Raw genomic sequence first — 20,408 nt, 5'->3', positions numbered from 1 at the left:
GGAAGCACATTTCATCTAGTTAGCGGGGGAGAAAATTCATGGCATGGGAGATTTTTAGCATCATAGGCACAATCGCTTTCGCACTAAGCGGAGCCATTGTTGCAATGGAAGAGGATTATGATATTTTCGGGGTATATATTTTAGGAATGGCAACCGCATTTGGGGGAGGTGCCCTTCGTAATTTATTAATCGGTTATCCAATCGTCGCGTTTTGGCAACAAGACATGTTATTCCAAATCGCACTATTATCAATGACGATCATTTTTCTTTTTCCTAATAAATTAATTAAGCATTGGAAAAAGTGGGAAAACATCACAGATGCCATCGGCTTATCAGCGTTCGCCGTACAAGGAGCTCTATACGCCCAAAAATTAAATTTACCAATTAGCGCTACAATTGTAGCTGCTGTTTTAACTGGCATTGGCGGCGGTATTATTCGTGATCTTTTAGCACGTAGAAAACCTCTCGTCCTTCGAGCTGATGTATATGCGTTTTGGACGATTTTAGCCGGTTTTTTGATTGGCGCTAAAGTCATCGTTAGCGATTGGGCTCTATACACCTTATTCATTTTAATTGTTTGCTTCCGCATGGTTTCTATTCATTACAAATGGCATTTACCGCATAGACGCATCGATACAAAGGAGCGCTCAATGCATAAATAGCAATCTAACCTCTTTACATATCGTAAAGAGGTTTTTCTTTTCTAACGAGTTTTTCTTTACATAATGTTTATACTAATTTTTAAAGCGAGGTGAATGCAAATGACAAACCATGTTAATAAAGGAGCTCAAAAAAGCTCAGTAAACCAATTTGGACATGATCCAAATTCAGCGCACGAAAAGAGCGCTAAAATGGAACGTCTTCATAAAACTCACCAAGAAAAAGCAAAAAAAGAGTAAACGAACTTATGCATAAAAACAGACGCACAGTTTACGTACTGTGCGTCTCCTCTTCAAGCATTAAATCCATACTTGATATCCCAATTAAATCATATTTATCATACGTATCCTCTTGTAACAATCGCATAGCTTGTGTACGAATCGATTTTTCAACAATATTCCGTACGTATCGCCCATTACTAAACGATGTAATTTGCGACGAATACTTTACCGCATGTAAATGATCTCGAAATTTCCACTCCGCTTCTTTAGATAACTGATATTCACGCTCCTCATACATTCTCTTTCCAATTTCCAACAGCTGATTTACCGAGTAATCCGCAAATTCAATAATAAATGGAAAACGAGATTGTAACCCTGGATTTAATGAAAGAAAATGATTCATCTCTCTTGAATATCCAGCTAAAATTAATACAAAACCGTGCTGCTTATCTTCCATATGCTTCACAAGTGTATCAATAGCTTCCTTCCCAAAATCCTTCTCTCCCCCCCGCGCTAAAGAATACGCCTCATCAATAAACAAAATACCTCCCATGGCCTTTTTTATTAAATCTCTCGTCTTTTGCGCTGTATGACCGATATACTCCCCCACAAGATCAGCACGTTCTGCTTCAACTAAATGCCCCTTCGATAAAATATTCATCTCAAACAACAATTTCCCTATCATTCTAGCAACGGTTGTCTTCCCAGTACCGGGATTCCCCCTAAATAACATGTGAAGCACTTGCTTCTCAGATTTCAACCCCATCTCTTGCCTTTTTTTATTTACATAAATCCAAGCATAAATTTCTTTTATTATCTTTTTTATTTCATCCATCCCAACAAGCTTTCCCATCTCTTCTTCAATTCTCTGCAACATCTCATGTTTAGTAGTGGTTTCACTTGAAATTACCGTTTTATTTTCTGATGCCGGTAACGAAATTTTCTTTCGATGGTTTAATACAATATTAATTTGATTGTTATTTTTCTTACGCATCGATTGCTCCATACAATCACCTCATTTTATCCACTCACCAAATATTATTATTCCAGTCCCTCTTGCAAATGCCTATTTTCAGAAAAGTTTGCTATAATATAAGAAATAATCAAGGTGGTGGGACTATGGAAACAACGGAATTCCATGATACAATACAAGCCTTTTCTATTTTTTTATTGAATAAAGGCCGAAAGTCTTCAACCATTAAACGTTATGTTTATGACATTGAAGATTTTGGACATTGGTTAGAAAAAAACAAAAAGCTCCCTTCCAGTAATATATGGGCAACACTTTGTACAAAAGACTATGAAGATTACTTTTCAGACTTAAAAAAGAATCGACACTACTCTGAGAAAACAATGCATCGTGTATTTATTGTATTAAATAGAATGCATCATTTTCTTAACATTCCAAATCCATTGAATGATATGGAAATTACTATTCAACCAAACCGTGCATTGCGTAATGAAGATTTCATTTCATCCGATGAAGAAAAAAGATTAAAGCATATAGTCACTTCATTAGAAGGACTTTCAGAAAAACAACGTCCCGTTCGTCCATTATTAATGGATCGTAATATCGCCATTTTAAGTATATTAATCGACTACGGACTATCCTTACAAGAGCTTACAGCATTAACTATGCATCACGTTCATTTTGAAACTAATACACTTTCTATTCCAGCAACCGCAGGAGTAGAAAGAACAATCACATTAGCAATCGAAGACAAAAAACAACTGTACACATATTATAAAAGTATTCCAGAACCAGTTCGTCCTAAATACCATAGTAATGACCCGTTGTTTGTTGCATTCGATTTTAACCGCGGAACATACAGATGGGTATACGAAAACGATGCACCAAAAGCACTAACAGAAATCGCTATCCAAAAAATGATCCGACTTGAAGTAGCAAGAGCCAATTTACGTAAAGGCATTTCTGGACAACATTTCCGGAACACGTTTATTTTACGCCTAATAAAAAAACAAACCCCAGAGCCAGAAATCATAAAATTAGTTGGCTTCAAATCAAAAATTTCACTAAAGCGATATTATCAATATGCTGAAAATAAAAAAAACGCCCTATAATAAGGCGTTTTTTTTATTTTTTCTCGAAAGAATCCATTTCACTATGACCATTTAACTACTCTCTGCATCTACTATGATGAGTTTCGTTCACATTCTTATTAGAAAGGAGAGATTTAATGTCTCGCTTTAACGACAATCAAAATAAATACTCCAATCCATGCTTTCCAACTAGCGCTGGACGAATTCCAACTACCCCAACGATTCCAATTACTAAAGCGCAAATTAGAACATTCCGTGCAATCATTAACGATTTAATAAAAATAATCCCTAAACTTTTCGCCAATCCATCTCCCAAAAACATTGAGAATCTAATAGATACATTGCACCTATTAAGCAAATTCATCTGTTCACTAGACACTACTTCCGCTCTGAAAGCACAAGGATTAGCCATCATTAAAAACTTAATAACTATATTAAAAAATCCAACCTTCGTAGCAAGTGCTGTATTTGTTGAACTTCAAATTTTAATTAATTATTTACTTTACATTACAAAGTTATTCCGAATTGATCCTTGTACACTCCAAGAACTCCTTAAATTAATTGCAGAGTTACAAACTACTCTAGTTAATTCAGCTTCGTTCGGCAGAGGACCTACTGGACCTACTGGACCTAGAGGTAACACGGGCGCTACTGGCGCTCGGACCTAGAGGTAACACGGGCGCTACTGGTGCTACCGGACCTAGAGGTAACACGGGCGCTACTGGTGCTACCGGACCTAGAGGTAACACGGGCGCTACTGGTGCTACCGGACCTAGAGGTAACACGGGCGCTACTGGTGCTACCGGACCTAGAGGTAACACGGGCGCTACTGGTGCTACCGGACCTAGAGGTAACACGGGCGCTACTGGTGCTACTGGTGCTACCGGACCTAGAGGTAACACGGGCGCTACTGGTGCTACCGGACCTAGAGGTAACACGGGCGCTACTGGTGCTACCGGACCTAGAGGTAACACGGGCGCTACTGGTGCTACCGGACCTAGAGGTAACACGGGCGCTACTGGTGCTACCGGACCTAGAGGTAACACGGGCGCTACTGGTGCTACCGGACCTAGAGGTAACACGGGCGCTACTGGTGCACCGGACCTAGCACGCTACTGGTGCTACCGGACCTAGAGGTAACACGGGCGCTACTGGTGCTACCGGACCTAGAGGTAACACGGGCGCTACTGGTGCTACCGGACCTAGAGGTAACACTACCGGACCTAGAGGTAACACGGGCGCTACTGGTGCTACCGGACCTAGAGGTAACACGGGCGCTACTGGTGCTACACGGACCCTAGAGGTAACACGGGCGCTACTGGTGCTACCGGACCTAGAGGTAACACGGGCGCTACTGGTGCTACCGGACCTCAAGGCGTTCAAGTAACACACGGTGCGCTACTGGTGCTCACACAGGTGCTACTGGACCTCAAGGCGTTCAAGGTAACACAGGTGCTACTGGTTCCACCCTCAAGGCGCGCAAGGTTCAACCTCAAGGTTCAACACAGGTGCTACCGGACCTCAAGGCACTCAAGGTAATACGGGTGCTACCGGTTCCACTGGACCTCAAGGCGTTCAAGGTAACACAGGTGCTACCGGACCTCAAGGCACTCAAGGTAATACGGGTGCTACCGGTTCCACTGGACCTCAAGGCGTTCAAGGTAACACAGGTGCTACCGGACCTCAAGGCACTCAAGGTAATACGGGTGCTACCGGTTCCACTGGACCTCAAGGCACACAGGTCAACCTCAAGGCACTCAAGGTAATACGGGTGCTACCGGTTCCACTGGACCTCAAGGCGTTCAAGGTAACACAGGTGCTACTGGTTCCACTGGACCTCAAGGCGTTCAAGGTAACACGGGTGCTACTGGTTCCACTGGACCTCAAGGCGTTCAAGGTAACACGGGTGCTACTGGACCTCAAGGCGTTCAAGGTAACACAGGTGCTACTGGACCTCAAGGCGTTCAAGGTAACACAGGTGCTACTGGTTCCACTGGACCTCAAGGCGCGCAAGGTAACACGGGTGCTACTGGACCTCAAGGCGTTCAAGGTAACACAGGTGCTACCGGACCTCAAGGCACTCAAGGTAATACGGGTGCTACCGGTTCCACTGGACCTCAAGGCGTTCAAGGTAACACAGGTGCTACCGGACCTCAAGGCACTCAAGGTAATACGGGTGCTACCGGTTCCACTGGACCTCAAGGCGTTCACAGGTAACACCTCAAGGCACTCAAGGTACTGGTTTCCACTGGACCTCAAGGCGTTCAAGGTAACACTCAAGGTAATACGGGTGCTACCGGTTCCACTGGACCCCAAGGCGTTCAAGGTAACACGGGTGCTACCGGTTCCACTGGACCCCAAGGCGTTCAAGGTAACACGGGTGCTACCGGTTCCACTGGACCCCAAGGCGTTCAAGGTAACACGGGTGCCTGGACCAAGGCGTTCAAGGTAACACGGGTGCGACTGGTTCCACTGGACCTCAAGGCGCGCAAGGTAACACGGGTGCTACTGGACCTCAAGGTGCTCAAGGTAACACGGGTGCTACTGGACCTCAAGGCATTCAAGGTAACACAGGTGCTACTGGACCTCAAGGCGCTCAAGGTAACACAGGTGCCACTGGTTCCACTGGACCTCAAGGTATTCAAGGTATTCAAGGTATTCAAGGTAATACAGGTGCCACTGGACCTCAAGGCGTTCAAGGTAACACGGGTGCTACTGGTATAGGAGTTACCGGACCTACTGGACCTTCTGGTGGGCCTCCTGGACCTACTGGACCTACTGGACCTCAAGGTAACACGGGTGCTACCGGACCTCAAGGCGCTCAAGGTAACACAGGTGCTACCGGACCTCAAGGCGCTCAAGGTAACACAGGTGCTACCGGACCTCAAGGTGCTCAAGGTAACACGGGTGCTACCGGACCTCAAGGTGCTCAAGGTAACACGGGTGCTACCGGACCTCAAGGTGCTCAAGGTAACACGGGTGCGACTGGACCTCAAGGTAACACAGGTGCTACCGGACCTCAAGGTATTCAAGGTAACACGGGTGCTACCGGACCTCAAGGTGTTCAAGGTAACACAGGTGCGACTGGACCTCAAGGCGCTCAAGGTAACACGGGTCGACTGGACCTCAAGGCGCTCAAGGTAACACAGGTGCTACCGGACCTCAAGGTATTCAAGGTAACACGGGTGCTACCGGACCTCAAGGTGTTCAAGGTAACACAGGTGCTACCGGATCTCAAGGCACTCAAGGTAATACGGGTGCTACCGGACCTCAAGGTGCTCAAGGTAACACAGGTGCGACTGGTATAGGAGTTACCGGACCTACCGGACCTTCTGGTGGGCCTCCTGGACCTACTGGACCTCAAGGTATTCAAGGTAACACAGGTGCTACCGGACCTCAAGGTGTTCAAGGTAACACGGGTGCTACCGGACCTCAAGGTGCTCAAGGTAACACAGGTGCGACTGGTATAGGAGTTACCGGACCTACTGGACCTCAAGGTAACACGGGTGCGACTGGACCTCAAGGTGTTCAAGGACCAACGGGTGCGACTGGTATAGGAGTTACCGGACCTACTGGACCTAGCTTCCCAGTAGCAACAATCGTTGTAACAAACAACATCCAACAAACAGTAATCCAATTTAATAACTTTATTTTTAGTACTGCAATTAACGTAAACAATATTATCTTTAACGGCACAAATACAGTTACTGTTATTAACGCTGGTATTTATGTAATTAGCGTATCTATTTCTACAACTGCGCCAGGATGCGCTCCACTTGGAGTAGGAATTTCAATTAATGGAGCAGTTGCTACTGACAACTTCTCTTCAAATCTAATAGGCGACTCACTTTCATTTACTACAATCGAAACATTAGCTGCTGGAGCAAACATTTCTGTCCAATCTACTCTTAACGAGATTACGATCCCTGCAACAGGAAACACTAACATTCGTCTTACTGTATTTAGAATCGCTTAAATTTCACTATTTATTGTTTATGACAAATAAAAAAAAGAGCGAGAAACTCGCTCTTTTTTTGTTATGTACAATAATTCATTACTACTCTAATTCAATTGAAACATTTTTTTGTGGTACAAATGTAGAAATTGCATGTTTATAAATAAGCTGTTGCTTACCTTCTGTTTCCAGCAGGACTGTAAAATTATCAAATCCTTTAATTAATCCACGAAGCTGGAAACCATTTAATAAGTACAGCGTAACGAACGTATTCTCTTTACGGAGTTGATTTAAAAACTGATCTTGAATATTGATTGATTGCTTCATGTCGAATCCTCCTCTTTTTCTCTACTTACTATTATTCGACTTTAGTTGTAGCTTTCCTTCTATGTATCGTAAAATTTCTGACGTTTTTTCACCATCAGTAACATCGAACCACGCGACATCCATCTTATTACGGAACCACGTTAATTGACGTTTTGCATAACGGCGTGAATTCGTCTTTAATTGTGATACCGCTTCTTCTAAAGATACACGATTCTCAAAATAATCATATATCTCTTTATAACCAATCGCTTGAATAGATTGACAATCTCGCACTCCTCTTTCATGTAAACCTTTTACTTCTTCTAATAAACCTTGTTCAATCATTAGGTTAACACGTAAGTTAATGCGATCGTATAGCATTTCTCGATCCATTGTCAAGCCAATTAATGAAACATCGTACAGTAACTCATTTTCTTGTTTTTCGAGCTGGTTACTCATTTTTTCACCCGTCGTGTGAAAAATTTCTAACGCCCGAATAACACGCCTTACATTATTGGCATGAATACGCTCCGCACTTTCTGGATCTACTTCTTGCAACTTTTTATGTACATATTCCACACCGTGTTCTAATGCTAACTTTTCCATCTGTTCTCGGTATGTAGCGTCCCCAGCCTCATCTGTAAACTGGTAATCGAATAGAACAGATTGTATATAGAGACCGGTTCCACCAACAATAATTGGTAATTTCCCGCGCTCTGTAATTTCTCGAATGCACTTACGGACACTTTCTTGAAATTCCGCCACAGAAAATGAATCTTCCGGATCTTTTATATCAATCATATAATGTGGAATTCCGTCCATCTCATCTGTCGTCACCTTTGCAGTCCCGATATCCATCGTACGATAAATTTGCATGGAATCACCACTAATAATCTCACCATTCAACGCTTTTGCAAGATCGATACTTAATTTCGTCTTTCCGACAGCAGTTGGCCCAATGATGACAGCAACTTTTTCACGTTGCACTTCTCCCATATCATTCAACTCTCTTTATGTAATATACTCCATCTATTGATTATACCCAATCTTACCAATTTTAACGGCATGATTGCAAGTTCTTTGAATCCAGTACATGAAATTACACAAAAAAAAGAGCATAGCTTGTCCAATTCTGCATATACATGATAAAAAATAGCTCGGAGAGGGTGCAATGACTATGAAACAAGCGACTATCGATTTTCCATTATTAATAAAAGACCTTATTTTAGCTACTGCTACAAAAGAACAAAATTGTTCACAAGAAGAATTATACTTCGCACTAAATTGTTTACTACGTTCCTTTCATTCTACTCTTCAAGAAACAACGTTACATCCAGAAAATAAAAATACAGAGTATATACAAACTCAATTTTGCACCGCGTATAAAATTATTACAGGTAAAACAATTTACCCTTTTCAATAATTCTTATATAAAAAAAGCGGCCGCTTAGACATTTTCAAGCAGCCGTTTTTTATTTTAATAAATTATTTTATAACTTTCACTTTAACGGATTTACGCCCCCAACTATCAGCAGTGCTATCTGAACCAACTAAAACATCAATACGGTTTCCTTTAATCGCGCCACCAGTATCTCCAGCAATTGCTTCTCCATATCCTTCCACCCACACTTTTGATCCGAGAGGAATTACTTTCGGATCAACAGCAATAACTTTCATATTTGGATTCGCTGTTAAATCATGCCCCATCGCAGTTAACACACGACCACCATATGTGCCATTTTCACTCGGGTGAGCTGTGTAAGCTGTCGCTTCTACTGTTATTTCACGACCAGCAGGTTCACTTGTTTCAGTAGATTTCGCCACTGGCTTAGTTGCCGGCTTCGCTTGCGCTACTGGTTTACTTGATGCTCCACTTTTAACTGATTCCTTTCCGTTAACTACCGTATCATTTTTAGCCGGCGCTTTCACCTTAACTGATGTATCATTTTTAACCGCCGTTTTCACCTTAGTTGGCGCTTCATCTTGAGCTGGAACTTCTTTTCTTTCAATAACAGGTGCTGTACCTGTTAAAAATGGTATGTGAACATACGCCGCTTTCCCGCCATATTCGAATTGTAACCATTCGTTTTGTACTTGATTTGTCGTTTCAATCAAGTCATCTTTTTTAAGCGTGCCAAGAATCTCTGAATCAGTATTCGCTCCAGCACGAATGTTTAATACGTTTGCTGTTACATAATAAGAACTTTTCGTAAACTCAGCACTTACAAAAGCTTCTTTACCATCTAATTTAATTTTGGACCATCCGTTTTCTGTATTTATAACATCTAATTTATTTCCACTTAACATTTTACCTACAAGTTTTGATTCTACAGTTGGGTTTTCTCTAACGTTTAATACATCTGTTGTTACAATCGTTTCCGCTTTAGCAGAACCTACAAAAATCCCAAGACCAAAAACTGCTGCTGTTGCTATACCTAATAATTTTTTCATGAATAGCCTCCATTTGCTTTGTTTTCGTGTTCTCATTATAGCAACAGTTTTTTGTAGAATTTCGAAAATCACACAATTACAAAGCATTCGTAATAAACGATTAATGATTTGTAACATAAATTTCCATATTAAAGAATTGTATTTCTACCAAAATTAGCAATAGTTTTCATATATTTCTCACAAATTAGTATAAGAATTTTTTTCCAGAAAAAATTACAGTATTACTTTTTTGTTACAAAAAAACCACTTTTCATTACATCTTTTACCAAAATCCATCATAATCCAATTATTAAATTACTTTTTGTAACGAAAAAGGAACAACTCCTATTAGCTGTCCCTTTTTATCTTTTATTTAACTTTCTTCTTCCAAACACCTATCATAATAGCTGAAACAATCGTCCCAATTAATATAGAGAAAATGTATAGCAACGGTTTATTCACTAATGCGATAACAAACAATCCACCATGCGGTGCCGGCAATGTAATTTGGAATAACATAGATAAGGCACCCGCGATACTTGAACCAACAACACAGCTTACTATTACTCGAACCGGATCGGCAGCTGCAAATGGAATCGCACCTTCTGTAATAAATGATGCTCCCATAATATAATTTGTTAAACCAGATTTACGTTCTGCTTCTGTAAATTTTGTTTTAAAGAATGTGGTTGCGAATGCAATCGCAAGTGGTGGTACCATACCACCAGCCATAACTGCTGAGTGCACTCCAAAATTCTGTGCTTCTATTGCAGCAATACCAAATGTAAATGCCGCTTTATTAATTGGACCACCCATATCAATTGCCATCATACCGCCTAAAATAAGTCCTAATAATATAGCATTCGTACCGTTCAAACCATTTAACCATCCTGTTAACATTTCATTTAATGCTACTACAGGCGGATTTACTACTTTTTGCATACCAACTCCTGTAATCAACAATCCAAAGACTGGATATAACAAAACAGGTTTAATTCCTTCTAACTGTACTGGTAATCCTGAAAATAATCTTTTCAATCCTAAAACAACATATCCAGCTAAGAAACCAGCAATTAATCCACCTAAAAATCCCGCATTCGCTTGTGCTGCTAAAAACCCACCTACAACACCAGGCATAAAACCAGGACGATCAGCAATAGAACTCGCAATAAATCCAGCTAAGATTGGTACAAGGAATAAAAACGCACCTGTTTCTCCTCCCCCAATAGACATGAACAATTCAGCTAAAGGACCTTCCGCTTTTATACCACCAAACGAAAACGCTAGTGCAATTAAAATTCCACCACCAACAACGAACGGAAGCATATTACTTACACCGCTCATTAAATGCTTATAAATTCCTAGCCCTTTTTCTTTCTCTACATTTTCTGCCTTCCCATCCTCTTTTACCCCTTTAAAGATTGGTGCATCTTGTTTTATAGCTCGATTAAGAAGGATTTCAGTTTTTCTAATCCCATCGGCGACTGGTACTTGAATGACATGCTTCCCAGCAAAACGATTCATTTCTACTTGTTTATCTGCAGCTACAATAATAGCCGTTGCGCGTTCAATGTCCTCTTTCGTTAAATCGTTTTTAACACCTGTTGATCCATTCGTTTCAACTTTAATCGCTATTCCTAACTCTGCTGCTTTTGCTTTCAAACTATCCGCAGCCATATATGTGTGAGCGATACCAGTCGGACAAGCTGTAACAGCTAATACGTATGGCTCATTCCCTTCCGGCTTTGCTACTTCAACTTCTTCGTCTTCTTTTTCATTCTCTTTTTCATCAAATAAACGGAGAAGCTCATCCTCATCCTTTGCTTCTAATAATTGCTTGCGGAACCCTTCATCCATCAATAACGTAGAGAGACGAGATAACGTTTCTAAATGAGTATTATTCGCCCCTTCACTCGCAGCAATCATAAAAAACAGATGTGCAGGCTGTCCATCAAGCGACTCATAGTTGATACCGCTTACACTTCTACCAAAACAAATCGATGGTTGTTTAACGGCATTCGTCTTCGCATGAGGTATAGCAATCCCTTCCCCTATGCCAGTTGTACTTTGTGACTCCCGCTTTAAAATAGCTTCTTTAAATTCAGCTTTACTATTTAAACGATTTGCTCCGTCTAATTTCTCAACTAATTCATCTATGACAGCTTCTTTATTTGAAGCTGTCAAGTTCATAATAACTGTATCCCTTTTTAATAGTTCTGTAATTTTCATATGTTACTTCCCCCTATCGCTTAGTTACCATTACTTGCGACAATAATTCTTCTACTTTTTCTTTTTCACATAAATCAGCTGAAAATGCTGTTGCACTCCCTGTTGCAACGCCATATTGAAATGCCTTTTCAATATCTTTTGTCTGTTCATATTTACCTACAAATCCTGCAACGAGAGAATCTCCGGCCCCAACCGAATTAATTACAACACCTTTTGGAACAGTTGCTTCATATATACCTTGTGCCGTAAATAATAAAGCCCCATCTCCAGCCATTGATACGATAACATGCTCTACACCTTGTTCAACTAATTTTCTTCCAAACGGTAAAACATCTTCTACTGTTGAAATCTCTACTCCGAATAACTCACCAAGTTCATGATGATTAGGCTTTATTAAAAATGGTTTATTTTTAATTACATGCTGCAGCGCACTTCCACTTGCATCGACTACTACACGAATACCTTTCTCAGCTCCGAGCGCTGCGATTGATTCATAAAAAGTAGTTGAGATAGACGCCGGTACACTTCCAGCTAGTACAACACAATCTCCCTGCCTCATACTTTCGATTTGTTTCATTAATTGTTCAAATTGTTCATTTGTCACATTAGGACCTTGCCCATTTAATTCTGTCTCTTCTTGCCCTTTTATTTTCACATTAATTCGGGAATCACCGTCTACTTGGACGAAGTTTGTTGTTACACCTTCCGCCTGTAATACATCTTTAATAAATCGACCGGTAAATCCACCAGTAAATCCAAGCGCTACATTTTCAACACCTAAACGATGAAGAACACGAGAAACGTTAATGCCTTTCCCTCCAGGAAATTTCATATCTTTCTCTGCTCGATTTACTGCGCCTAAATCGAAGGAATTAACTTGTACTACATAATCAATAGATGGGTTTAAAGTAACTGTATAGATCATTGTTTATCAGCCTCAATTACATTGGTTTGTCTTTTATATTTTTCTAAATCAATTTCTAAATGGTTTGTAATAATATTCGCTTCTTCAACATTGGCAATTTTCGCAAATGCAACTTCTGAGAACTTACTTTCATCAATTAAGAAATATCCTTCGTTCGCAAATGTTAATGCCATTTGTTTTAAAAGTGCCTCTTCTGGATCTGGAGTTGTAAAACCAAGCTGTTCATGTACACCATTTGCTCCTAAGAAACATTTATCAAAACGGTACTTTTGCATACTTTCCTGTGCCATAGCACCAATTAAAGCTTTCGTCCTACTCTTCATCATCCCGCCTAGTAAATACGCACGAATATTATTTTCAACTAAAGCTTCAATATGCATAAGTCCATTCGTTACGACAGTAACATCTTTATTTATTAAAAATGGAATCATTTCAAATGTTGTACTTCCTGCATCTAAATAAACGCAATCCCCTTGTTCAACAATACTAGCCGCATACTTGGCAATTTGTTGTTTTATTTGAATGTTTTTGGATGATTTTTCAATCATCGTTGGCTCCTGTCCTTTTCCTGTTAAAACAGAGGCACCACCATGAACTCTTTTTAATAACCTTTGTTTTTCTAATTGTGCTAAATCACGACGAATTGTCGATTCAGAGCTTTCTGTTCTTTCAACTAATTGTTGTAATTTAACAACCTTCTGCTCTTTTACAAGTTGCAATATCATTTGATGACGTTCAGGAGTTAACATTTTATTCACCTCTTCTTTGATTACAGTATAATGAAAACGATCACAAAAATCAACCATAAACAGTCAAAAATAATCACTATCAATCAAAACCGGTTATAAACAAAAAAAGAAACCTATTTGATACAACAATCAAATAGGTTTCTTCTCTCGCTTCACTTATAAAGAAGCTTTATAAATTGCAAGAACATCATCTTTATTTAATTTTTTAAAGTTACCGAATTCACCATAAGCCATCGCTTTATCCGCCATTAAGTCAATTTCACTTTCTCTAATAGCGTAATCAGCTAATGTTACTGGAGCTTCAATTGAAGTCCAAAATTGACGTAACGCCTCAATTCCCTCTAATGCAACCTCTTTATCTGTCTTCCCATCTGTTTCTACATCGAATACACGAATAGCGAACTGTTTAAAGCGACTCACATTTTCATCTATAACATGCTTCATCCAATTTGGGAATAGAATCGCGAGTCCGCCCCCATGCGGTATGTCATGAACAGCAGAAACTGCATGCTCAATATTATGAGTTGCCCAATCTCCTTTTACTCCCATCGCTAAAATGCCGTTTAACGCCATAGTACCGCAATATAAAATTGTTTCCCTATGCTCATAATTTTCTAGATCACTTAAAAGCTTAGGAGCTGTTTCAATTACTGTTCTTAAAACAGATTCACAATAACGATCTTGTAATTCTGTATTCATGCCGTGATGGAAATATTGCTCTAATACGTGCGACATAATATCGACCATACCATAAATCGTTTGATCTCTCGGCACAGACGAAGTATGTAGTGGATCTAAAATTGAAAACTGAGGGAATGTAACTGGACTGCCCCAGCCGTACTTTTCATTCGTTTCCCAGTTTGTAATTACAGATCCTGCATTCATTTCAGAACCTGTTGCCGCAAGAGTGAGTACAGTACCGAACGGTAACGCCTCGCTAGCAAATGATTTTTTCGTTACAATATCCCATACATCTCCATCATATTTACTACCAGCAGCAATCGCCTTCGTACAGTCGATTACACTTCCTCCGCCAACCGCTAAAATAAATTCGACTCCATTGTCTTTACAAATTTGAATCCCTTTCTTTACTGTTGATAAACGAGGATTCGGTTCAACTCCTGTCAACTCAAATACTTCCGCATTTATATCCTTTAAAATAGAAATCACATTATCATAAATACCATTTCTTTTAATGCTGCCTCCTCCATACACGAGAAGAACTTTTTTACCGAATTGTGGAATTTCCGTTTTTAACTGCTCTAACTGTCCTTTACCAAAAATAAGTTTTGTCGGATTACGAAATACAAAATTTTGCATATATCTTTACCATCCCTTCTATATAAAAAGCAACTATACTTTTGTATACCACAATTTTTTCATTTCACAAAAATATTTGCCTAATAAAAAAAATCCCAGCCTACAGGCTGAGATTTTTTTTATTGATAATAAGGTGAGATCATTAAGTAAACAATAACACCAGATAAACTTACATATAACCAAATCGGCATCGTCCAACGTACAATTTTACGGTGACGTGTTAATTGATTCGTAAAACCAAACACAAGTGCAAACAATGCAAGTGGTACAATAATAGCTGCCAGGATAATATGTGTAATTAAAATAATGAAGTACACATATTTAATGAATCCTTCCCCACCAAAATGTGTTGCCGGCGCCAAGTAATGATACGATAAATAAGAAACACAAAATAGCAACGTCGTTGTAAATGCTGCTAGGATGAAACCACGGTGCATTTTCACATTCTTCTTAATAATAGAGTATAAAGCTGCTAATAAGAATACGAACGTAAAGCTATTAAAAATTGCATTTAACATTGGTAAAATTGTTACATCAAAATGTACTTCTCCTTCATAGCCAACAGGTCCAAAGAACAAAAATAAAATAATCGCATTTACAATTACAGAAAGCGTTATCACAATAGGAGCATAGCTTTTCTGATTCGTTGATTGATCTACCAAAATGGTCACTCCTCTTCCTTCAAATATGTATACGTAACCTCACTATTTTAACATATTATTCACAGTGTAAATGTGACAATAGTTTGACACAGTAAGACAAAGCAAAGAAAAAAATCCTTCTTAATAAAACTTCTTAAGAAGGATTTTATCGCTTTATTATTTAAATAGCAATGTAATTAGTTTTTGTTAAAAAACGTACTGCTATACGCTTGATATATTTCAGACACTTGATATCCCATTAATGAAATTGCTGTTAATGAAAAGAAACCAATCATAAGAAATCGAAACCACATATAAATCTCCTCCTTGTATTTAGCTTAAAAAGCAGTCGCTATATTACAAGTTGAGTGGCACTCTTCATCGTCACTTTCCTTTTTCTTTACAATTGCTGTTATAAATCGAATCATAAAGAAAATCACAAAAGGAAATTGTTCGTAATTTACCTTGGCATAGTTTGGCAACGGCTCGCGCTGCACATCGAACGGAGATGAGAAGGAATAGAACATACCTTGCTCTTCCATATATACAATTACAATTTTCATACAAAACATTATTCCTAGAAATGAAACAATATCTTGCCATTCTGTCGTATATAAAAAGTTATACAGCTCTAATACGTACTCTTCCATCGTCATCCCCCCTTCCTTTTTTACCATTTTGCTCGCCTTCATATAAAAAGTCAAGAAAAAAGTTTATATTCACTATGACAATAGTAATTACTTGTTTCTATGATTATATATGATTCTTTTATAGCAATGATTGGGTGTAACTCTCTTCTAAAACAAGAAATTAGAATCGAACAGATTCCTCATTCTTACTTTTAGGATTCAACAATGTACTATTTTTATTTCTATTAAAAATAAAATAAGAAATTATTATAAGAACAGTAACAAGCATTGTTAAAAGCGCTTGTGAACGTAAAGATTCAATTGCGAGCATGGCAACTAAAACTGCTATAATCGCAGCAATTGTAACATATGTTACATATGGAAAAAGCCACATTTTCACTTTCAAATTTTGTTGTTCCGCTTTCCCCATTTTTTTACGTATCTTGAAATGTGAAACTGCTATAACGAGATAAACGAGTAACGCAATCCCGCCAGATGCATTCACTAAAAATAAAAATACTTTATCTGGAGATATGTAACTAAAAACAACTCCAATGTAAGCAAAGAAAGTTCCAAATAAAACCGCCCGAACTGGAACACCACTACTATTCAATTTCAAAAATGCCTTTGGCGCATCTCCTCTTTCTGCCATTGAAAAAAGCATTCTTGAGTTCGTATATAAACCCGAATTTAAACAAGAAAGTACAGCTGTTAAAACGATAAAATTCATAATTTGCGCTGCCGCTGGTATCCCTATATGTTCCAGTACCGCCACAAATGGGCTTTTTAGTATGTTCGCCGAATTCCACGGAAGGAGTGTAACAACTACAGCGATCGATCCAATGAAAAATACGAGAATACGCCAAATTACACTATTTGTTGCTGTTTTGACTGCCTTTACAGGTTCGGCAGACTCTCCAGCGGCCACTGCAACAATCTCAGATCCCATAAATGAAAATATAACGACGGTGATTCCAAGTAACACCGAACTTATACCATTTGGCATAAATCCTCCTTGACCTACCAAATTCGAAGTGCCAGGTGCTTCCGTTCCTGGTACAAATCCTAAAATAACAGCTAGTCCAAGACAAAGGAACAAAACAATACTTATTACTTTAATAAATGAAAACCAATATTCAAATTCTCCAAATGATTTCACCGAGAAAACATTCGTCAACGTTAATAATATCGTTAATATTAAGCTTAATAACCAGAGTGGGATTTCTGGAATCCAGTATTGAATAATACCAGCACCTGCTGTAGCTTCTATTGCAATAACAATTACCCAGAAAAACCAATATAGCCACCCAATTGTATAACCTGCCCATGGACCAATTGCCTCTCTTGCATATGTTGCAAATGAACCACTTGTCGGATTAATAGCTGCCATTTCTCCTAGCATTCTCATAACGAAAATAACTAGAAGTCCTGCTAATGCATATGAAACGATAGAACCTGGACCTGCTGAATGCACAACCGCACCACTTCCAACAAACAAACCAGCTCCTATTACGCCACCAATGGAAATCATTGTAATGTGGCGTATTTTGAGGTCTTTCTTAAGATTTTTATCCAACTCTTGTACATCCCCTTCCAAACTTAATTTTGAAATTTATGTAAGAGTATTATGTGAAAAATCTTATCCTATACTTTAAAATATATCAAAATATTCTGAATTTAACAATCGTAATTCGACCTCCTTCAAAAATTATTTCATTAGGTTTAATAATTTCCCATACACAATTGTTGAGAAAATTATAGTCACCTTGCAAGAGAAAGAATTTTCAGATATCATTAAATAAACAAGATTATACATCTAGACAACTTTTTGTATAGGAGTGTTGATATGTTAAACAAGTTCAAATTCATTTGTTGTACTTTAGTAATTTTCTTACTGCTACCGCTAGCTCCCTTTCAAGCACAAGCAGCAAACAATTTAGGATCAAAATTACTCGTTGGATACTGGCATAACTTTGATAACGGTACTGGCATTATTAAATTAAGAGACGTTTCACCAAAATGGGATGTACTCAATGTATCTTTCGGTGAAACTGGTGGTGATCGTTCCACTGTTGAATTTTCTCCTGTGTATGGTACAGATGCAGAATTCAAATCAGATATTGCTTATTTAAAAAGTAAAGGAAAGAAAGTAGTTCTTTCAATAGGTGGACAAAATGGGGTCGTTTTACTTCCTGATAATGCCGCTAAGCAACGTTTTATTAATTCCATACAATCTCTAATTGATAAATACGGTTTTGATGGAATAGATATTGACCTTGAATCAGGAATTTACTTAAACGGTAATGACACTAATTTCAAAAACCCAACGACTCCTCAAATCGTAAATCTTATTTCGGCTATTCGGGCAATCTCAGATCATTATGGTCCAAATTTTCTATTAAGCATGGCTCCTGAAACAGCTTATGTTCAAGGCGGCTATAGCGCATATGGAAGCATCTGGGGTGCATATTTACCGATTATTTACGGAGTGAAAGACAAACTAACATACATTCACGTTCAACACTACAACGCTGGTAGCGGGATTGGAATGGACGGTAATAACTACAATCAAGGTACTGCAGACTACGAAGTCGCTATGGCAGATATGCTCTTACATGGTTTTCCTGTAGGTGGTAATGCAAATAACATTTTCCCGCCTCTTCGTTCGGATCAAGTCATGATTGGACTTCCTGCAGCACCAGCGGCCGCTCCAAGTGGCGGATATATTTCCCCCACTGAAATGAAAAAAGCTTTAGATTATATCATTAAAGGAATTCCTTTCGGAGGAAAGTATAAACTTTCAAGTCAGAGTGGCTATCCTGCATTCCGTGGCCTAATGTCTTGGTCTATTAATTGGGATGCAAAAAACAACTTTGAATTCTCTAATAACTATAGAACATATTTTGATAGTCTTTCCTTGCAAAAATAATAAAAAACAACAATAGGTTTTATATGACCTATTGTTGTTTTTTATCTATGTAAATTACTTTTTCACTTCTACATGATGAAGAAATTCTTTTCCATCTCTTGAATAACTATTCACAAGACTTAAAAGCAACTTCCCACCAACCAACATCGCACGTTCATCAAAATCGAATTGAGGATGATGGTGTGGATATGTTGCCCCTATTTCTTCATTACCGGCACCTGTGAAGAAAAATGCTCCTGGAACATGTTCTAAGTAGTATGCAAAATCTTCTCCGCCCATAATAGGTGGTACTTCCATGACCCTTTCTTTGCCAAGATCGTGTTCCGCGACCGTCATAAAATGACGTGTTTCAGCTACATGATTTATTAATATTGGATAACCTCGTTTATATTGAATATTAACTTCAGCATGAAGGGACTGACAAATCCCCTCAACAACTCGTCTAAATTCCTTCTCCATATATTCTCTCACTTCAGGATCTAACGTTCGAATGGTTCCTGTAAACGTAGCAGTATCCGCAATAATATTATCGGCTTGCCCGGCATGGAATGTACCAACTGTTAAAACTGCTGATTGAAGTGGATCGACTTTTCTACTCACTAAAAGTTGCAACTGATTAATAACTTGTGTTGCAACGATAATAGCATCTACAGTATGATGTGGCATACCGCCGTGACCGCCTCGCCCTTGAATCTTCACTTCAAAAGTATCAGCTGCCGCCATCATTGCTCCAGCTTTCGTTCCAACAATTCCTAAAGGCATCTGAGAAGATAAATGTGTACCAAAAACAACATCTACTCCTTCTAAACAACCATCCTCAATCATGGCAATTGCTCCGCCAGGCTCTTTCTCTTCTGCATGTTGATGAATAAGGACTATTTTTCCTGAAAGTTGGTCTCTGTTATCACTTAATATTTTTGCAACTCCTAAAAGTGTTGCTGTATGTCCATCATGGCCACAAGCGTGCATTACACCAGGAACCTTTGATTTATATGAAACTTTCTTTTCATCTTGAATAGGTAGTGCATCAAAATCAGCACGTAGCGCCATCGTCTTCCCAGGTATTCCACCTTCAATTACGCCGATTACCCCTCTTCCCCCGACATCTGTTTTCACATCAATATGAAAACTTTTTAAAATTTCAGCTATTTTTTTCGGTGTTTCTATTTCTTGAAACGATAGCTCTGGGTATTGATGAAAATCTCTTCGCCACGAAACCATTTGATTATATAAACTTTCCAATTCTTTATGCCATGTTTCTATCATAGAAATTCCCCTTTCTTTTTAACAGTTTAAATAAAAAATACATAATATTCTGTATTTAATCAATAAAAAAAAGAGAACTTTCTTTAA

17 protein-coding genes and 1 pseudogene are annotated in these 20,408 nt (G+C 38.9%); 6 read left to right on the top strand and 12 right to left on the bottom strand.

Going from position 1 to position 20,408, the window contains the following annotated elements; translation table 11 throughout:
- The first annotated feature begins 38 nt into the window (after positions 1 to 38).
- Together MKX66_RS01245 and MKX66_RS01240 are read left to right on the top strand one after the other, a co-directional pair.
- Positions 39 to 662, top strand: coding sequence for a trimeric intracellular cation channel family protein (locus tag MKX66_RS01245; RefSeq protein ID WP_002014478.1), 624 nt, complete (start codon positions 39 to 41; stop codon positions 660 to 662).
- Between the two features lie 99 nt (positions 663 to 761).
- Positions 762 to 899 carry a hypothetical protein gene (locus MKX66_RS01240; protein WP_002087943.1) on the top strand — a complete coding sequence of 46 codons (138 nt, stop codon included), beginning with the start codon at positions 762 to 764 and terminating at the stop codon, positions 897 to 899.
- Between the two features lie 31 nt (positions 900 to 930).
- On the opposite strand, the gene spoVK is transcribed toward MKX66_RS01240, so the two are convergent.
- Positions 931 to 1,887 (bottom strand): stage V sporulation protein K, encoded by a 957-nt coding sequence (gene spoVK / locus MKX66_RS01235; protein ID WP_002014481.1) that lies wholly within the window; start codon positions 1,885 to 1,887, stop codon positions 931 to 933.
- Between the two features lie 113 nt (positions 1,888 to 2,000).
- Between spoVK and MKX66_RS01230 the strand changes: the two genes are divergently transcribed.
- Both MKX66_RS01230 and MKX66_RS01225 read left to right on the top strand, forming a co-directional pair.
- Complete coding sequence (locus tag MKX66_RS01230; protein ID WP_002128613.1) at positions 2,001 to 2,963, top strand: tyrosine-type recombinase/integrase; 963 nt, start codon at positions 2,001 to 2,003, stop codon at positions 2,961 to 2,963.
- A gap of 116 nt (positions 2,964 to 3,079) precedes the next feature.
- Positions 3,080 to 6,918, top strand: a pseudogene (locus MKX66_RS01225) (Gly-Xaa-Xaa repeat protein).
- Positions 6,919 to 6,999: 81 nt separating this feature from the next.
- Here MKX66_RS01225 and hfq read toward each other — a convergent pair.
- Positions 7,000 to 7,224 (bottom strand): RNA chaperone Hfq, encoded by a 225-nt coding sequence (gene hfq, locus MKX66_RS01220; protein WP_000813896.1) that lies wholly within the window; start codon positions 7,222 to 7,224, stop codon positions 7,000 to 7,002.
- A 21-nt stretch (positions 7,225 to 7,245) separates the two neighbouring features.
- On the bottom strand, positions 7,246 to 8,199 hold the full coding sequence (miaA, locus tag MKX66_RS01215) for a tRNA (adenosine(37)-N6)-dimethylallyltransferase MiaA (protein WP_002142786.1): 954 nt from the start codon (positions 8,197 to 8,199) through the stop codon (positions 7,246 to 7,248).
- A gap of 181 nt (positions 8,200 to 8,380) precedes the next feature.
- Here miaA and MKX66_RS01210 point away from each other — a divergent pair, with 181 nt between their 5' ends.
- Positions 8,381 to 8,626 carry a hypothetical protein gene (locus MKX66_RS01210; RefSeq protein WP_002033671.1) on the top strand — a complete coding sequence of 82 codons (246 nt, stop codon included), beginning with the start codon at positions 8,381 to 8,383 and terminating at the stop codon, positions 8,624 to 8,626.
- A 62-nt stretch (positions 8,627 to 8,688) separates the two neighbouring features.
- Here MKX66_RS01210 and entD read toward each other — a convergent pair whose 3' ends face one another.
- The 8 genes from entD to gabP form a co-directional block, all read right to left on the bottom strand.
- Positions 8,689 to 9,654: a cell wall-binding protein EntD gene (entD, locus tag MKX66_RS01205; RefSeq protein ID WP_326996555.1), complete on the bottom strand. Its 966-nt coding sequence runs from the start codon at positions 9,652 to 9,654 to the stop codon at positions 8,689 to 8,691.
- A gap of 348 nt (positions 9,655 to 10,002) precedes the next feature.
- Complete coding sequence (locus MKX66_RS01200) at positions 10,003 to 11,862, bottom strand: PTS fructose transporter subunit IIABC (RefSeq protein ID WP_341085320.1); 1,860 nt, start codon at positions 11,860 to 11,862, stop codon at positions 10,003 to 10,005.
- A gap of 13 nt (positions 11,863 to 11,875) precedes the next feature.
- The gene (pfkB, locus tag MKX66_RS01195; RefSeq protein WP_215590087.1) at positions 11,876 to 12,787 is read right to left on the bottom strand and encodes a 1-phosphofructokinase; all 912 of its coding nucleotides are present in this window, start codon (positions 12,785 to 12,787) and stop codon (positions 11,876 to 11,878) included.
- Positions 12,784 to 13,536, bottom strand: coding sequence for a DeoR/GlpR family DNA-binding transcription regulator (locus MKX66_RS01190; protein WP_002128628.1), 753 nt, complete (start codon positions 13,534 to 13,536; stop codon positions 12,784 to 12,786). The genes pfkB and MKX66_RS01190 overlap by 4 nt, the downstream gene beginning before the upstream one ends.
- 156 nt (positions 13,537 to 13,692) lie before the next feature.
- Positions 13,693 to 14,856 (bottom strand): iron-containing alcohol dehydrogenase, encoded by a 1,164-nt coding sequence (locus MKX66_RS01185; protein ID WP_002128630.1) that lies wholly within the window; start codon positions 14,854 to 14,856, stop codon positions 13,693 to 13,695.
- A gap of 119 nt (positions 14,857 to 14,975) precedes the next feature.
- A complete protein-coding gene (locus MKX66_RS01180) occupies positions 14,976 to 15,518 on the bottom strand; it encodes a DUF420 domain-containing protein (protein WP_000228316.1) in 543 nt (180 codons plus the stop codon).
- Positions 15,519 to 15,835: 317 nt separating this feature from the next.
- Positions 15,836 to 16,174: a hypothetical protein gene (locus MKX66_RS01175; RefSeq protein ID WP_078175321.1), complete on the bottom strand. Its 339-nt coding sequence runs from the start codon at positions 16,172 to 16,174 to the stop codon at positions 15,836 to 15,838.
- Positions 16,175 to 16,307: 133 nt separating this feature from the next.
- Positions 16,308 to 17,702, bottom strand: coding sequence for a GABA permease (gene gabP, locus MKX66_RS01170; protein ID WP_000360102.1), 1,395 nt, complete (start codon positions 17,700 to 17,702; stop codon positions 16,308 to 16,310).
- Between the two features lie 270 nt (positions 17,703 to 17,972).
- On the opposite strand from gabP, the gene MKX66_RS01165 reads away from it, so the two are divergent.
- Positions 17,973 to 19,055 carry a chitinase gene (locus MKX66_RS01165; RefSeq protein WP_341085317.1) on the top strand — a complete coding sequence of 361 codons (1,083 nt, stop codon included), beginning with the start codon at positions 17,973 to 17,975 and terminating at the stop codon, positions 19,053 to 19,055.
- A 54-nt stretch (positions 19,056 to 19,109) separates the two neighbouring features.
- Here the strand turns inward: MKX66_RS01165 and MKX66_RS01160 are convergent, their stop codons facing one another.
- Positions 19,110 to 20,321, bottom strand: coding sequence for a M20 metallopeptidase family protein (locus tag MKX66_RS01160; RefSeq protein WP_002167780.1), 1,212 nt, complete (start codon positions 20,319 to 20,321; stop codon positions 19,110 to 19,112).
- Positions 20,322 to 20,408 lie beyond the last annotated feature (87 nt).

Origin of the sequence: Bacillus sp. FSL R9-9530 (assembly GCF_038008145.1) — a bacterium.
GTDB classification, from domain to species: domain Bacteria; phylum Bacillota; class Bacilli; order Bacillales; family Bacillaceae_G; genus Bacillus_A; species Bacillus_A mycoides.
The sequence above is the reverse complement of the archived record's forward strand: the minus strand, read 5'-3'. Positions and strand labels throughout refer to the sequence as shown.

Bases quoted from the DNA above. Each gene is read 5' to 3' on its own strand.
- MKX66_RS01245 (WP_002014478.1), top strand. From the start codon at position 39: ATGGCATGGGAGATTTTTAGCATCATAGGCACAATCGCTTTCGCACTA.
- MKX66_RS01240 (WP_002087943.1), top strand. From the start codon at position 762: ATGACAAACCATGTTAATAAAGGAGCTCAAAAAAGCTCAGTAAACCAA.
- spoVK (WP_002014481.1), bottom strand. From the start codon at position 1,887: ATGGAGCAATCGATGCGTAAGAAAAATAACAATCAAATTAATATTGTA.
- MKX66_RS01230 (WP_002128613.1), top strand. From the start codon at position 2,001: ATGGAAACAACGGAATTCCATGATACAATACAAGCCTTTTCTATTTTT.
- hfq (WP_000813896.1), bottom strand. From the start codon at position 7,224: ATGAAGCAATCAATCAATATTCAAGATCAGTTTTTAAATCAACTCCGT.
- miaA (WP_002142786.1), bottom strand. From the start codon at position 8,199: ATGGGAGAAGTGCAACGTGAAAAAGTTGCTGTCATCATTGGGCCAACT.
- MKX66_RS01210 (WP_002033671.1), top strand. From the start codon at position 8,381: ATGAAACAAGCGACTATCGATTTTCCATTATTAATAAAAGACCTTATT.
- entD (WP_326996555.1), bottom strand. From the start codon at position 9,654: ATGAAAAAATTATTAGGTATAGCAACAGCAGCAGTTTTTGGTCTTGGG.
- MKX66_RS01200 (WP_341085320.1), bottom strand. From the start codon at position 11,862: ATGAAAATTACAGAACTATTAAAAAGGGATACAGTTATTATGAACTTG.
- pfkB (WP_215590087.1), bottom strand. From the start codon at position 12,787: ATGATCTATACAGTTACTTTAAACCCATCTATTGATTATGTAGTACAA.
- MKX66_RS01190 (WP_002128628.1), bottom strand. From the start codon at position 13,536: ATGTTAACTCCTGAACGTCATCAAATGATATTGCAACTTGTAAAAGAG.
- MKX66_RS01185 (WP_002128630.1), bottom strand. From the start codon at position 14,856: ATGCAAAATTTTGTATTTCGTAATCCGACAAAACTTATTTTTGGTAAA.
- MKX66_RS01175 (WP_078175321.1), bottom strand. From the start codon at position 16,174: ATGGTAAAAAAGGAAGGGGGGATGACGATGGAAGAGTACGTATTAGAG.
- MKX66_RS01165 (WP_341085317.1), top strand. From the start codon at position 17,973: ATGTTAAACAAGTTCAAATTCATTTGTTGTACTTTAGTAATTTTCTTA.
- MKX66_RS01160 (WP_002167780.1), bottom strand. From the start codon at position 20,321: ATGATAGAAACATGGCATAAAGAATTGGAAAGTTTATATAATCAAATG.